The sequence below is a fragment of the Mesorhizobium sp. ORM8.1 genome (assembly GCF_053005525.2).
The window spans coordinates 588,082-602,248 of the sequence record NZ_CM132600.1 but is presented as its reverse complement, the minus strand read 5'-3'; the positions used below and the strand labels follow the sequence as shown (position 1 = coordinate 602,248).

Annotated in this window: 11 protein-coding genes and 2 pseudogenes; 6 read left to right on the top strand and 7 right to left on the bottom strand. The window is 63.2% G+C overall.

The annotated features are described in order from the left end of the window. Nucleotides 1-57: 57 nt before the first annotated feature. The 3 genes from ACVDG8_RS03070 to ACVDG8_RS03060 all read right to left on the bottom strand — a co-directional run bounded on the left by ACVDG8_RS03070 (nt 58) and on the right by ACVDG8_RS03060 (nt 3,275). A complete protein-coding gene (locus ACVDG8_RS03070; protein WP_447253370.1) occupies nt 58-240 on the bottom strand; it encodes a hypothetical protein in 183 nt (60 codons plus the stop codon). 248 nt (nt 241-488) lie between these two features. Beyond that, on the bottom strand, nt 489-1,859 hold the full coding sequence (locus ACVDG8_RS03065; protein ID WP_447252026.1) for an IS1182 family transposase: 1,371 nt from the start codon (nt 1,857-1,859) through the stop codon (nt 489-491). A 99-nt stretch (nt 1,860-1,958) separates the two neighbouring features. Next, nucleotides 1,959-3,275, bottom strand: coding sequence for an outer membrane protein (locus tag ACVDG8_RS03060; protein ID WP_447253369.1), 1,317 nt, complete (start codon nt 3,273-3,275; stop codon nt 1,959-1,961). A gap of 369 nt (nt 3,276-3,644) precedes the next feature. Between ACVDG8_RS03060 and ACVDG8_RS03055 the strand changes: the two genes are divergently transcribed. The 5 genes and pseudogenes from ACVDG8_RS03055 to ACVDG8_RS03035 all read left to right on the top strand — a co-directional run bounded on the left by ACVDG8_RS03055 (nt 3,645) and on the right by ACVDG8_RS03035 (nt 10,130). Then, nucleotides 3,645-4,691, top strand: coding sequence for a LacI family DNA-binding transcriptional regulator (locus ACVDG8_RS03055; protein WP_447253368.1), 1,047 nt, complete (start codon nt 3,645-3,647; stop codon nt 4,689-4,691). Nucleotides 4,692-4,757: 66 nt separating this feature from the next. Next, nucleotides 4,758-6,021, top strand: a pseudogene (locus tag ACVDG8_RS03050) (ABC transporter substrate-binding protein). A gap of 327 nt (nt 6,022-6,348) precedes the next feature. Then, nucleotides 6,349-7,263 carry a carbohydrate ABC transporter permease gene (locus ACVDG8_RS03045; RefSeq protein ID WP_447253366.1) on the top strand — a complete coding sequence of 305 codons (915 nt, stop codon included), beginning with the start codon at nt 6,349-6,351 and terminating at the stop codon, nt 7,261-7,263. Further along, nucleotides 7,263-8,120 carry a carbohydrate ABC transporter permease gene (locus ACVDG8_RS03040; protein WP_447253365.1) on the top strand — a complete coding sequence of 286 codons (858 nt, stop codon included), beginning with the start codon at nt 7,263-7,265 and terminating at the stop codon, nt 8,118-8,120. Before ACVDG8_RS03045 ends, ACVDG8_RS03040 begins: the two co-directional genes overlap by 1 nt. A 24-nt stretch (nt 8,121-8,144) precedes the next feature. Beyond that, nucleotides 8,145-10,130 (top strand): glycoside hydrolase family 127 protein, encoded by a 1,986-nt coding sequence (locus tag ACVDG8_RS03035; protein ID WP_447253364.1) that lies wholly within the window; start codon nt 8,145-8,147, stop codon nt 10,128-10,130. A gap of 6 nt (nt 10,131-10,136) precedes the next feature. On the opposite strand, the gene ACVDG8_RS03030 is transcribed toward ACVDG8_RS03035, so the two are convergent. Further along, the gene (locus ACVDG8_RS03030; protein WP_447253363.1) at nt 10,137-10,946 is read right to left on the bottom strand and encodes an endonuclease/exonuclease/phosphatase family protein; all 810 of its coding nucleotides are present in this window, start codon (nt 10,944-10,946) and stop codon (nt 10,137-10,139) included. 24 nt (nt 10,947-10,970) lie between these two features. After that, nucleotides 10,971-12,430 (bottom strand): annotated as a pseudogene (locus ACVDG8_RS03025) (phospholipase D-like domain-containing protein). 320 nt (nt 12,431-12,750) lie between these two features. On the opposite strand from ACVDG8_RS03025, the gene ACVDG8_RS03020 reads away from it, so the two are divergent. Beyond that, nucleotides 12,751-12,981 (top strand): hypothetical protein, encoded by a 231-nt coding sequence (locus ACVDG8_RS03020; protein WP_447253361.1) that lies wholly within the window; start codon nt 12,751-12,753, stop codon nt 12,979-12,981. A 50-nt stretch (nt 12,982-13,031) separates the two neighbouring features. On the opposite strand, the gene ACVDG8_RS03015 is transcribed toward ACVDG8_RS03020, so the two are convergent. Further along, nucleotides 13,032-13,277, bottom strand: coding sequence for a hypothetical protein (locus ACVDG8_RS03015; protein ID WP_447253360.1), 246 nt, complete (start codon nt 13,275-13,277; stop codon nt 13,032-13,034). An 87-nt stretch (nt 13,278-13,364) separates the two neighbouring features. Next, on the bottom strand, nt 13,365-14,111 hold the full coding sequence (locus ACVDG8_RS03010) for a DUF899 domain-containing protein (RefSeq protein WP_447253359.1): 747 nt from the start codon (nt 14,109-14,111) through the stop codon (nt 13,365-13,367). Nucleotides 14,112-14,167 lie beyond the last annotated feature (56 nt).

The following is a 14,167-nucleotide window of genomic DNA, read 5'->3' as shown; positions in this document are numbered from 1 at the left end:
GATGCTGAAGAGCGCGCGAACGTCAATCGCGTCGTTGTCGGGCAACTGGCGATGCCGTCAGCGGGTTTCGTCGATCTCTACAATCAGATGACCGCAGTCATGGCGCGACTGACGCAGGCAGGCAAAGTGCGTGAGGTCGAAAAGCTCCAGCAGCAACCTTCCTAGGGTATCGGAGCGTTTCACCGTTTCTCGGACGATGCCGTCGATGCTGATGAATTCTGTGACGATCAGCTGTCTCATGATGCTCTCCTTTGCCCGTGACGCCCCACGCACGCAGACCCTGACGGCCGTCAACATCGCGGGGAGGGCTCTCGAGGATCGCAACGGGCCAGACCGCAAGCTGAAAGGAAAAAAGCCCGCCGGTTGGCGGGCTCAGACCGCTGACAAACCCCGTCGATTTTCGGCGGGGTTTTGTTTTTGCGGATTGATTTGGCTCAGCAAATTTGTGTCGGGAGGAGATGTCAGGAGACAGCTGGCGGCGATGGGCCTCAGGCGAGGCTCGGTTTGAGCTTTGGCCAGAGGCTGATTGCGATCTTTTTCATGTTCTGGGCGGCGGCTGCGATCAGGCACTGGCAGGCGACACGAGTTCGCCCTCGGAAGCGGGCGTAGCGGTGGCCAAAGAGCTGCTTGGCATCGGCGAAGGAGCGCTCGACCGTCTCCTTGCGGCGCCGGTAGATGGCCTTGCCCCAAGCCGTGAGCCGGTTGGCGTCGACCCGCTCGCGGGCATCTTGCCAGACATGGCGCGTGATGGTGCGCTCGGCCTTGGCGTTTGATGTGCAGGAGGCCAGCAGCGGACAGTCGCGGCAGATGGCTGGATCGCTCCTGTAATGGCGATAGCCACTGCGTTCGGTGGTGACGTAGGTGAGCAGCTGGCCCTGCGGGCAACGATAGCCGTCCGCCTCCGGTTCATAGACGAAGTTGCTCTTTCTCATCTTGCCAGGCTTTGGCGGGGTCGGGTTGCGATAGCCGATGACGCCGCTGATGTTCCTGTCCTCCAGGCCCTTGGCGATGCCCGGCGTGGCATAGCCGGCATCCAGCCCCGCCGCCGCCACGGTGAAGCCGAAGCGCTTAACCTGACGGTCGAGCCGGCCTAGATAGACGATCGAGTCATGCACGTTGGCCGGCGTGGCGTATGTGTCGGTGATGATGCCGCAGCGCCCATCCACCGTGCGGTGATCGAGGTAGAAGAAGCCCTTCGGCTTGCCCTCGCGCACCATGTAGCCGGCATCCGGATCGGCGCGCGAGATCTTGGTCTGCTTCTGCGCAGGCTTGCGCTCCTTGGCCTTCAGCGGCTTTTGGCCATGCAGCGTCCGTTCCGCCTCGATGGCGCGGTCCAGATCGGCCCAGTAGTCGGCGCGCGACTTGGCCACCATGGCAAGGTCGTACTTGCCCTTGTTGGCGTTGGCCTTCAGATGTGTGCTGTCGGTATAGAGCACCGTCCCGTCCACCAGCCCCACCCCGATCGCCTGTTCGACGATGCGGTCGAAGATCGCTTGCGCGACCGTCTCGTCTTGATAGCGACGGCGTCGGTTCTGCGACAGCGTCGAGGCATCGAACACCTTGTCGGTCAGCTTCAGCCGCAGGAACCAGCGATAGGCGACATTGACCTCGATCTCGCGCACCAACTGCCGCTCCGAGCGCACCCCGAACAGGTAGCCGATGAACAGCGCCTTGAACATCAAGGTCGGGTCGAGCGGCGGCCGACCATTGTCGGCACAGTACAAGGGCGCTGTCAGATCGTGGATGAAGGAAAAGTCGATCGCTCGATCGATCTTGCGCAACAAGTGATCAGCCGGAACCAGCTGATCCAACGTTACCATCTCAAGCGCGGTCTGTTCAGGGGCGGGTCGCTTCAACATGACCCAGTGAATCAAAAACCCCCGGCAAATGCCAGGGGTTTGTCAGCAGTCTGAGCCCGCCGGTTGGCGGGCTTTTCTGCTTCGGCTGGAGGGCCTTGCCTAGTTGAACTTGTACTTGGCGTCGATGCGCACGGTGTGGAACGAAGGTGTCGTGGTCACGATGTCATTGACCGGTATCCCGAAATCGGACGAAAGGTCCTTCTTCTGGAACTGCGAGTAACGATATTCGATACCGACCGTCACCTTGTCCGAGACCGCCGTTTCCAGACCGGCACCGACCGAGAAGCCGCTGGAGCCCCAATCGAGATCAAGCGGGGCCGGAGCATCGAGTTTGAAGTGCTGCCAGCTATAGCCAGCTAGCGCATACGCCAGCGTCGTATCGTTGACCTTCATGCCGACACGGCCGAGGACGTCGAAACCGTAGTCGGTGTTGAGGTCGATCGAGCCGATACCAGGGGCAATGACGCCCAGCTCAAGCTTCGACTTGATGCCCGAAAGACGCCCATCGACCATGGCGCCGACAACCCAATTGCCCATGTCCTGATCGTAGCCGATGCTGGCTTCGCCGAACACGCCTTCGCCGCCCAGGCCGTTGAACTTGACGTCAGCCGGCGGAATCTCGAACTGATGGACGACCGCGCCGGCGCCGAGGCCGCCGCCGACGTAGAAGCCGGTCCAGTTATAACTGGGCGTCTCGAAAGTGGCACCGCCGCCGGCACTGGCATTGAAGCGGTAGCTGGCGGCAAGTTCGAACGTATGACGCGAGGTGTCGAGGTTCAGCACACCGCTCGGAACATTCAATCCGGCATCCGAAAGAATGTCGCCGTTGGTGCTGAAGCGGGTGTAGCGATACTCGCCCTTGAGCGTCCAATTGTTGTTGATCGCGGTTTCAACGCCGGCGCCGACGAAGTAGCCGCCCTGATGCCAGTCGAAGCCGAAGCCGCCGATATTGGTATCGAGCTTGTACTTCTGCCAGGAATAACCGCCCAGCACGTAGCCAAGCGTGCTCGGCGTCAGCAGGTAGCCGGCACGAACGCCAACGTCGAAGCCGTAGGTTTCCTTGATGTCGGCGCTCAACCCCAAGGCATCGAGCGAGGTTTTGATGGAGCCGACGTGAGCATCAATAAGGCCGCCGAGCAGGAAACGCTGCGAGACCATGTAGTCGTAACCGACGGTCGCCTGGCCATAGACGCCTTCGCCGCCAATGCCGTTCAGCGACAGACCCGGAATAAAATCGCTGCTGAGCTTGTGAACATTGGCGCCGGCGCCGACGCCGAAGCCGACATAGACGCCACTCCAGTTAAAGCCGGGAGCCGCCTGCTCCTGGACGACGTCAGCGGCATGCGCGGCCGACATCAGGGCGACGACCGAAACGGCGCCCAACAAAATGGATTTCGCAGAAATACGAAGAAACATAGCCCATAACCCCAATTAAACCCGGCGGGGTTCTAGCAAGGGTTGTCGAAATTAGTGGTGGTAAAAATGCCACATCGAGGCCGAACTGCCCAACCCTTGGGCGATTTCCCCATAAGATCCGCAGAGTTACGGCAAATCCACCCAGAAAAGGTCAATTCGGCTGTGGGAAGTCACCAGATCTGGTCCGACCACTTGCCGGACACTGGACCAGTCGCGACAATGGCCTTGTGCGATGCCGGCTTTTCAGTCTACTCTTCAACTGAGAAAACCTTTTCCCAATCCTTCGCTTTCGACATCCGCCCCCGGTCCGAATGCAGCAGGCCTCTGTGAGAAAAGGTTTTCTCAAACTGGGAGGTCCTGCGCCCGTATATGACGTCCGACGCCGAATCAGCGCCTGTCTTTGCCAAGCCGCCGGTCACGCTGCGCGAGGTGGCCGTCGCCGCAGGCGTCAGCGTGGCGACGGCTTCCAAGGCGCTGAACGGGCAGGGGCGCATGACGGCCGAGACCCGCGAGCGCATCCGCGAGGCGGCGCGGCTGCTCGGCTTCCGTCCGAACAGCTTGGCGCAGAGCCTGTTGCGCAAGCGCTCCTTCACCGTTGGCCTGCTCACCAACGATACCTATGGCCGCTTCTCGCTGCCGCTGATGGCCGGCGTTTCGGATGCGCTGGTCGACAAAGGCGTGTCGGTGTTCCTGTGCAATGTCGAGGACGATCAGCGGCTCGGCCAGCTGCATGTCGAGGCCATGCTCGACAAGCGCGTCGACGGCATCATCGCCACGGGCAAACGCATCGACCGCCATCTGCCGGTCGATCTCTCCGATTTGCGCGTCCCTGTCGTCTACGCCTTCACCCAGCCCGACCCCGGCGCGATCGCCTTCGTTTCCGACGATGCCGGCGGCGCGCGGCTGGCGGTCGAGCATTTCTGCCGGCTCGGGCGCCGGCGCATCGCCCATGTCAGCGGCCCGGCGAGCTTCGCCGTGGTGCACGCGCGGGCCCAGGCCTACCGCGATGTCGTTGCCGAGCACGGCCTGCCGGCCTTCGAGCCGCTGTTCGGCGCCTGGTCGGAAGGCTGGGGGCATGAGGCGGTCGGCAAGCTGTTCGGGGGCAGGGGCGAAACACCCGACGCCGTCTTCTGCGGCAACGACCAGATCGCGCGCGGCGTCATCGATGCGCTGCGCGAGCGCGGTATACACGTGCCCGACGACGTCGGCGTCATCGGCTTCGACAATTGGGAGATCGTAGCCGAGGCGACACGGCCGCCGCTGACCTCCATCGACATGAACCTGGCAGCGCTTGGCCGCGAGGCTGGGCTTGCGCTGCTGTCGCTCGTGGGCGGCCAGCCGGCCGCGCCGGGCATAAGGAAACTGCCGTGCCGGCTGGTGGTGCGTCAGTCATGTGGCCGTCCGCCGGGCGGCTGAGACGTCAAAGCAAAGGCCGTTGCCGCCCGAACCCGCCGGGCGGACGACCGAACAGGGAGGAGAACAATGAGGAGGAGGAGAATGATGAACACCATGATCGCGAAACTGGCGCTCGCGGCTGCCGTAATCGGCTGCGGCCTGCAGGCGGCGTCGGCCGAGACCGCAAACATCTGGGTGCGCGCCGACGGCTCGAACTTCATGCCGCGCATCGTCGATGCCTTCAACAAGGCGCATAAGGACCAGATCAAGCTCGATATCATCCCCAACGCCGAGATCATTCCGAAATATGGCGCGGCCGCCGCCGGCGGCACCGCGCCGGACGCGCTCGCTCGACCTGATCTACACGCCGTCCTTCGCCGCCGCCGGCCAGCTCGAGGACATCACCGACTGGGCGAAATCCTTGCCCTATTTTGCCAGCCTTTCGCCGGCGCATGTGAAGACCGGCACCTATAAGGACCGCATCTACGGCCTGCCATTCTCGGCCGATGCCTCGGTGCTGATCTGGAACAAGAAGCTGTTCAAGCAGGCCGGGCTCGATCCGGAAAAGGGGCCGACGAACTGGGCCGAGATCGAGGCCGACGCCGAAAAGGTCAACGCGCTCGGCGGCGACATCAAGGGCTTCTACTTCTCCGGCAATTGCGGCGGCTGCAACATCTTCACCTTCACACCGCTGATCTGGGCATCGGGCGGCGATATCCTGTCGGAGGACGGCTCGAAGGCGACGCTGGACAGCCCGCAACTGCGCGGCGCCATCGACCTCTACCGCTCGATGGTCAAGAAAGGGTTGGTGCCGGAGGGCGCGCAGACCGACACCGGCGCCAATTTCTTCGCGGCCTTTGCCGGCGGTAACATCGGTATCTCGCCTTCCGGCGCTTTCGCCATCGGCGCGCTGAACACGCAATATCCCAACATCGACTACGGCATCACCTTCCTGCCCGGCAAGGATGGCGGCTGGTCATCCTTTGCCGGCGGCGACAATTTCGTCGTCACCAAGGGCACCAAGAAAATCGAGGTGGTGAAGCAGTTCCTCGACTTCGCCTATTCGCTGGAGGGTCAGACCATCCTCGCCAAATATGGCAGCCTGCCGGTGCGCAACGACATTGCCAAGGAGGCGCTGAAGGATCTCGATCCGCGCTACCAGGTGGCGGCCGAGGCGATGGCCAAGGGCAAGACGCCCTATTCGGTGGTGTTCAACGATCTGATCAACTCCGCCAACGGTCCGTGGACGCAGATGGTCAACGAGGTCTTCTTCGGCGACGATGTCGACGGCGCGATCAAGAATGCGCAGGACACCATGCAGTCGATCATCGACCAGGCGCCGCAGAAGTAGGGCTTGCGGCGGCGAGGTATGCGCAACATCTCGCCGCCCAGGGCTCTGACCGGCCGCCCGCCCGTCTCCCTGGCCGGGCGGCCGGATACCGCATCCGTCCAAGAGCAGGACTATCGTGACAAAGCATTCGAAGCGTCGGCAGGCAGGCTCCCCTTCTTCCCCTTGTGGGAGAAGGTGGCCGAGCGAAGCTCGGTCGGATGAGGGGTGTTCCAGCTTGGCGAGACGTTCGCAATCGCCGAGGCCTCATTCCTTCACGCACCCCTCATCCGTCTCGGCGCTCCGCACCGATCCACCTTCTCCCACAAGGGGAGAAGGGGAGGCGGAGCCATGACCACCATCACCGCCGCCCCCGCCCGAGCCCGCGCGCGCACCAGCCGCCGGCAATGGATGGGCCTGCTCTACGTCCTGCCGGCCGTCGTCCTGGTCACCGTCTTCTTCGTCATCCCGCTCGGCATGACGGCGTGGATGTCGCTGCACAACTGGCCGCTGATGGGCGAGCATTCCTTTGTTGGGCTCGATAATTATTTTGCCATCCTGCGCGACACCCGCTTCTGGAACGCGCTCAGATTCACCGCCTATTACACCGTGATCGTCACCATCGCGATCTTCGCCGTTGCCTTCCCGCTGGCGATCTTCATCGAAAAGCCGCGCCCGCTCACCAATCTCTACCGCACCACCTTCTTCATGCCGGCGGTGGTCGGTTTCGCCTCGGCGAGCCTGCTCTGGTCTTGGCTGCTCAACGTCGATTCCGGCCTGTTCAGCCCCGCTGCCTATGAGCTTGGCCTGATCGACAAGAAGTTCAATCTGCTCGCCACCTTCCAGCCGGCCTTCTGGTCGATCATCGCCATGGTGGTGTGGAAGGTCGCCGGCTTCACCATGATCATCCTGATGACCGGTCTGCAGTCGATCCCGCAGGACCTGCAGGAGGCGGCCGTCATCGACGGGGCAGGGCCGTTCGCCAGGTTCAGGGCCATCACCTTGCCGCTGATGCGCCGCACGCTGGCGCTGGCGCTGATCCTGTCGGTGGCCGGCTCGATCCTTGCCTTCGACCAGTTCTACATCATCTTGCGCGGCGGCCCGCGCAACCAGACGCTGACCGCCGTCTACTGGATCTTCAACCAGTCCTTCGTCTCGTTCAAACTCGGCTACGGCGCCGCGCTCTCGATGGTGCTGCTGGTCATCCTGGTGGCGCTCAGCCTCATCCAGCTCTGGCTGCTGCGCAAGCCCGAGGGGCTCGACTGATGGCCGAAGCAATGTCGCAGAACCGCAAGGCCGCCTTCAGCCTCGCCAGACATTCGACCGGCATAATCGTCTCGGTGCTGTTTGTGGCGCCGATCGTGTGGGCCGTGCTGTCGACCTTCAAGCCGGCGCAGGAGGCCCGGCAGCCGCCGCTGCCGCCCTGGCCGACGACCGGCTTCTCCATCGAGAATTACCAGACGCTGAACTCCTTTGGCGACGGGCTCTGGGCGTCGGCGCAAAACAGCATCTACGTCTCGGTGATGACGGTGCTGTTGTCGGTACTGGTCAGCGTGCTTGCCGGCTACGGCTTCTCGCGTTTCCGCTTTCCGTTCCGGGATTTCTTCTTCGTCCTCATCCTGTCGACGATCATGATCCCGTTCCAGTCGATCCTGACGCCGATCTTCCTGGTGCTGACGAAGCTTGGCCTGCACAACACGCTGACCGGGTTGGTCTGCGTCTACGTCACCCTGCAGCTGCCGTTCTCGATCTTCATGATGCGCAACGCTTTCGACGCCGTGCCGCGCGAGATCGAGGAGGCCGCGCGCATGGACGGCGCCAGCAATGTCACCATGCTGTTGAAGGTGATGCTGCCTTTGGTCTGGCCGGGCGTCGTCACCATCGCGCTGTTCGCCTTCCTAGGCGCCTGGAACGAATTCCTGGCGGCCCTCGTACTGATGACCGACCAGTCGAAATTCACGCTGCCGGTGATGATGACGGCACTCCAGTCCGGCCGCTTCGGCGCCATCGACTGGGGCGCCGTTCAGGCCGGCGTCACCGTCATGATGGTGCCTTGCCTGATCCTGTTCCTGGCGCTGCAGCGCTTCTACATCCGCGGCCTCATGGCCGGGGCCGTCAAATAATCCGCCTTCGCATGGAGTGACGTCATGACCGCATCGCAACCCGCCACCGCCGCCCAGACCGGCGCCAAGCCAAAACTCGCCTTCCGGCCGCTGCCCGTGCCGCAGGTCGATGTCCGCGGCTTCTGGAGCGACCGCGTCGATGCGGTCGCTTCGCGCACCGCCGAGATCCTCTACGACCGCTGCGTCGAGGCGCGCATGCTGGAGCAGATCGATCCCGACCGACCGTCGCCGGGCGTCGTCATCCCGTTCCATTCGCCGTCACCCGATGAGGCGGCCAGCCCCACCTTCACCGGCTCGACGGTGACGACGCAGATGTTCTGGGATTCCGACTGGGGCAAGACAATCGAGACCGCCGCCTATTCGCTCTACCGCCGCCGCAATCCGGAGCTGGAGAAAAAGATCGATGCCGTCATCGACATGTTCGGCAAGCTGCAGCAGCCCGACGGCTATCTGTCGAGCTGGTATCAGCGCATCCAGCCCGGACTGCGCTGGACCAATTTGCGCGACTGCCATGAGCTTTACTGCGCCGGCCATCTGATCGAGGGCGCGGTCGCTTACTTTCAGGCGACCGGGAAGCGCAAGCTGCTCGATATCCTCTGCCGCTATGTCGACCACATCGCCTCGATGTTCGGACCGGAGCCGGAGAAGAAGAAAGGCTATTGCGGCCATGAGGAGATCGAGCTGGCGCTGGTCAAGCTCGCCCGCGTCACCGGCAATCGGAAATACATGGACCTGGCAAAGTACTTCATCGACCAGCGCGGGCTTGAGCCGCATTATTTCGACGAGGAGGCGCGCGCCCGCGGCGCCGACCCTAAGGCCTATCATTTCAAGACCTACGAATATAACCAGTCGCACAAGCCGGTGCGCGAGCAGGACAAGGTCGTCGGCCACGCGGTCAGGGCGATGTACCTCTATTCCGGCATGGCCGACATCGCCACCGAATATGGCGACGACACACTGCGCGCGGCGCTCGACCGGCTCTGGGACGATCTGATGACCAAGAGCCTCTACGTCACCGGCGGCCTCGGACCGTCGGCGCACAATGAGGGTTTCACCAGCGACTATGATCTGCCCAACGAAACCGCCTATGCCGAGACCTGCGCGTCCGTCGGCCTGGTGTTCTGGGCAAGCCGCATGCTCGGCATGGGGCCGAATGCCCGCTACGCCGACATGATGGAGCGCGCGCTCTACAATGGCTCGATCTCGGGCCTCTCGCTCGACGGCTCGCTGTTCTTCTACGAAAACCCGCTGGAGAGCCGTGGCGGCCACCATCGCTGGAAATGGCACCGCTGTCCGTGCTGTCCGCCCAATATCGGCCGCATGGTCGCTTCGATCGGCAGCTATTTCTATGGCCTCGCCGACGATGCGCTCGCCGTGCATCTCTATGGCGATTCGAGCGCGCGCTTCGAGATCGCCGGCCGTTCGGTTGGTCTCGTCCAGACCAGCAACTATCCCTGGGATGGCGCGGTCGTGATCGAGATCGGTCCGGAGGCGCCGGTGGAGTTCACGCTTCATTTGCGCGTGCCCGGCTGGTGCCGCCAGGCGGCGCTGCGCCTGAACGGCAAGCTGATCGAGCTCGATGCCGCAACGACCGACGGCTATGTCGCGATCCGCCGCGAATGGCAAAAGGGCGACCGCGTCGAGCTCGACCTCGAAATGTCGATGGCCCGTATCTTTGCCAACCCGCATGTGCGCGAGGACATCGGCCGCGTGGCGCTGGCGCGCGGCCCGCTGATCTATTGCGTCGAGGAAACCGACAATGGCTCAGAGCTGCACCGCATCGCCTTGCCGCGCACCGCTAAACTCGAGGCGCACAGGGAGCCGAACCTGCTCGGCGGTGTCGTCACGCTTTCAGCCCTTGGCAGCAAGGCGGAGACGGACAAATGGGGCAGCGATCTCTATCGGCCCGAGCCGCCCGGCACCGCAGAGACAAAACTCAAGGCGGTTCCCTATTTCGCCTGGGACAATCGCGATCCCGGCGAGATGCTGGTTTGGCTCAGAGAGGGGTAGGGCAGGCTACAGGTGCACGAAGGCCGTCAGCGGCAGGTGGTCTGAGGCGACCCGCGATAGCGGCGTGTCATGCGCTTCCACCGCCGTCACCATGTCGGTGCGGTTGCCCATGATGCGATCGAGCGCCAGCACCGGCAGGCCCGAGGGAAAGGTGGGAACGGCCGGTGGCGTATGGCCGAAGGTCGTATGCAGCGTGTTGAGCGCCGAGCGGTTGCCCAGCCGCCATTCGTTGAGGTCGCCGAGCAGCAGCGTCGGTCTTTCATCGGCGCTGCTCATGATGTCGAGCACGACGCGCGCCTGTTCCGAGCGCGAGCGGCGCAACAGGCCGAGATGCGCGGCAATGACGCGCAGCGAGCGTTTTTCGTCGAGATCGATCTCGGCGACCAGCGCGCCGCGCGGCTCCAGCCCCGGCAGCTTGATCTGGTGGACGTCGCGCACCGTGCCGCGCTTGAACAAAAGCACATTGCCGCGCCAGCCATGGCCCTTGCCGTTGCCCGAGATCGGCACCGGCACCAGTCCGGTTTCGTTTTCGAGCCTGGCTAGGTCAAGCAGGCCCGCGCGGTCGCCGAAGCGGTTGTCGGCTTCCTGGAGCGCAATCACATCGGGGCTCATTTCGCGGATGACGCGCGCCGTCCGCTCGGGATCGAAACGGCGATCGGTGCCGATGCATTTGTGGACATTATAGGAGGCGACCACCATCTCGGCGCCGGCGACACGCTTGCGCGGTGTTGCCTTTGCCTTGCGCGCATTCCTGCCGCGGATCGTGAGCAGAACGGTTTCCGGCAGGCTGCGTCCGTTTATGTCGTTTGTCTCCATCGGTCCTGGTGCTCGATCTCTGCTTTAAAGATAGGGCGATCCCAGCCACAGCAACCCGTCGAAGACACGAATGACGAACGGGCGGGCTTTCAGGGCTTCAAGCGTCACCGGCTTGGCTGTCGCGATGGCGGCTTCGATGCGGGCATCGATCTCGGCGGCGAAGTTTTCATCGAGAACCTCCATGTCGATCTCGAAATTCAGCCTCAGCGACCGGGAGTCGAGATTGGACGAGCCGACATAGGCCCACACGCCGTCGATCGCCATCAGTTTCGAATGGTCGAATGCGCCTTCATGGCGCCAGACCCGGCAATAATGCTTCAACACCTGGTCGAACTGCGCCGTCATCGCATGGTCGACGAGGAAGAGGTTGTTCACAGCCGGCACGACGATATCGATCTCGACGCCGCGCCGTCCCGCCGTGGTGAGCGCGCTGATGAACTCGCGGTCCGGCAGGAAATAGGGCGACATGATGCGGATCGATTTGCGCGCCACCGAAAACGCGCCCATCAAGAGCTTGTGGTTGGTTTCGTTGGAAGCATCTGGCCCGGTCGCCACCGCGCGCACCAGCATCGGTTGCCCGGGCGGCGGCGAGGGTTTTTCGACCTGCCAGGCATCGCCCTTCAGTGCCTCGCTGCCGGCAAAGCGCCAGTCCTCGGCGGCGACCGCGAACAGGTCGGCCACCACCGGTCCGGTGACCTCGAAATGCGTGTCGCGCGAACTTTCGAGCCGGCGAATTCGGTCGAGAATCCCTTGCGGATGTTCATGCCTCCCGTGAACGCCGCCATGCCGTCGACGATCAGGATCTTCCTGTGGGTTCTCAGATCTGCATAGGGAAGTCTCAAACCCATGACGATGTTGCCGTTGAAGAGGTCGACGGGGACGTTGGCTTCCCTGAGTTGCCTCAGGATGCTCGGCACCGAATAGCGCACGCCGACGGCGTCGATCAGCACGCGCACCGCGACGCCGCGCTTGACGGCATTGGCGAGCGACTGGACGAAGATTGCCCCCACAACATCATTGTCGAAGATATAGGTTTCGAGCAGCACGCTTTTCTGCGCACCGTCGATCGCCCGGCACATCGCGCTATAGGCTTCGTCGCCGGTCTTCAGCACCGCGATGGTGTTTCCCGAGGACAGCTGCCTGCGCGCCACCCGGTCGCCCAGCGTCTTCAAGCCGATGAAGCGCTGGCCGTATTCGGCGTTGATCAGCGCTTCGAGCGCGAGATCGCGGTCGTGCCGGGCCGCGGCCGCTTCGGGAGTTACGGGCCGCATGGCGCTGATCGTCGCGCGGCGGATGCGGTTGATGCCGGCGATGGCGTAGATGATGGCGCCAAGGAAGGGCGACAAAAGCATGACGCCGACCCAGCCGGTGGCGGCGCGCACATCCTCCTTGGTCATGATGGCATGCACGATGCCGACAGCCGCCATCGCCATCGACAGGATCAGGATCAATACGGACCAGTGACTCGCAATCGCGTCGAACATCGACGCGACTATTGAGCGAGAGGGTGGGGAAACGCAATGCGGCGGGAGGCGCAGAGATGTAGACAAGCCTTTGACAGGTCCCGATTGAGACAGAGCCTTCCGTGGCTTCGTCGTCGGAACCTCACCGCCAATGATTTGTCGTCATTTCCGGAGTACGGAGGTTCTAATCTTATCGGAGCTGCTTCAAAGTCGGTCCTGGATCGCGCAAGGGAGGTGAAACGGTGGATCGGGGGCGCGCTGCCCACTGAGCGTCTCATCGGTATCGGCGGAGCCGCGAATCTGTGCTAAGCCGCCGGCCAATCAACCAAAGGACGACACCTGTGAGCGAACTGACCGTAGCCGAGGCGATCGAAAATATCTATGCGTCGCTCCGCGCGGACAATGCCGACATCGACACACATATTGCGGCGCTCAAGGCCGCGCTGGCCCGTGAGGGGATAAAACAAGCGGTGTTCGATCCCACCAAACTGGTGCAGAACAACCGCTCGGGCCGCAAGCTGATGCAGGCTTATTTCCGGCAGCGCGGCGTCAGCGTAAGCTTTTCAGAATAGAACCCGTGCGGGCGATCTGAAGGGCGCCGAGGTCGGCGCTGCGCCGCGTCTCAGTCAGTCATTACGCTACGCCGTGCCACCAGCCTCAGCCACGGGGCCAGGTGAAACGCGGCCATCAGCAGATACATCGGCACCATGCCGCTGATCGTCGAAGCGCCGGACATGCACATCATGTCCCCACCGCCATAGGCCGCCGTCAACAGCGCCATACCCGCAAAAGTCGGCGCCGCCGCGAGGCAGATTAAGTCGGCGAGGCCGAAGCCGTTCGGGCGAGGGGCGGGGTTGTCGGTGCTCATCTCTTCGGCCTTTCGGGAAATTTGCCGCGTTGAAGAAAACTCGGCTTTGGCGGCGCTTGGTCTTGCGCCGCCAAAGTCGCTTCGCACTCAGGCGTCCTTGTTGCGGAACGCCGCTTCGCCGACATCCGTCACCTCGACCCATCTCTGGTCGGGGGCAGCACCCTCATCGTAATTGTCGTGCCAGTTCCACCATTTGTAGGTCGCCGTCTGCGGATAGCCTTCGGGCGAATCCTCCCACACCTCCTGGCGGCCGAGCGGGGTGGCGTCGAGATAGCTCCAGACCGTGCCCATCGCCTCGTCGCCGCGCACGTTGATGAAATAGGTGCGGAAGACGCGGTTGCCGTCGCGGATGAAGACATTGTGGCCGTGCCACTCGTCGACGCCGAAATCCTTATCCCAGCTGTCGGTGATGGTGTACCAGGGCATCTTCCACTCCATGCGCTGCTTCAGCCGGGCGATGTCGGCCTGCGGCGCGCGCGAGGCGTAGGCAAGCGTGGTGTCGCGGGCGTTGAGGTGGGCGAGGTTGCCGACCTGGTCGGCGCCGAGCGAGCAGCCGCGGCAGGCATGTTCGGGCCAGCCATAGACGCCGGGCTCGAAGAAGGCGCGGTAGATGATCAACTGGCGCCGGCCTTCGAACAGGTCGAGCAGGCTGGCCTTGCCGTTCGGGCCATCGAACACATAGTCCTTCTCGACAAGCATCCACGGCATGCGCCGGCGCTCGGCGGCCAGCGCGTCGTGGGCGCGGGTCAGTGCCTTTTCCTTGACGAGCATCTCTTCATGCGCGCCTTCCCAGGCTTCCTGCGAAACGATCGGCGGTGTCTTCATCTGGGTCATTGCTCTTGTCCCATTCTTTCGGTTTGGTTGGTGACAAGGACAAACTTAAGGTCGGA